The organism is Psychrobacter sp. TB20-MNA-CIBAN-0197 (genome assembly GCF_040309765.1).
Taxonomy (GTDB): domain Bacteria; phylum Pseudomonadota; class Gammaproteobacteria; order Pseudomonadales; family Moraxellaceae; genus Psychrobacter; species Psychrobacter submarinus.
In genome coordinates, this window is sequence record NZ_JBEOPC010000975.1 from 1 (window position 1) to 255 (window position 255).

Here is a 255-nt window from a genome sequence, read left to right on the forward strand (position 1 = left end):
GCTATGAATCTCACTGAAGAAGACAGACTGTGTATTCCAGTACCTTTATATCATTGCTTTGGTATGGTGCTCGGCAACTTAGCGATTCTGACGCATGGCGGCTGTATCGTCTATCCGAACGATGGTTTTGAGCCATTGTCAGTCCTGCAAGCCGTCGAAGAAGAGAAATGTACTGGTCTGCATGGCGTACCGACGATGTTTATCGCCGAGCTTGACCACCCTGAATTTGAAAACTTTGATTTATCGACTTTGCGT

At 46.3% G+C, this 255-nt stretch carries 1 protein-coding gene; it reads left to right on the plus strand.

From position 1 onward, the window contains the following. A partial coding sequence (locus AAEY83_RS16785) for an AMP-binding protein (RefSeq protein WP_351060911.1) occupies positions 1 to 255 on the plus strand: 255 nt, incomplete at both ends.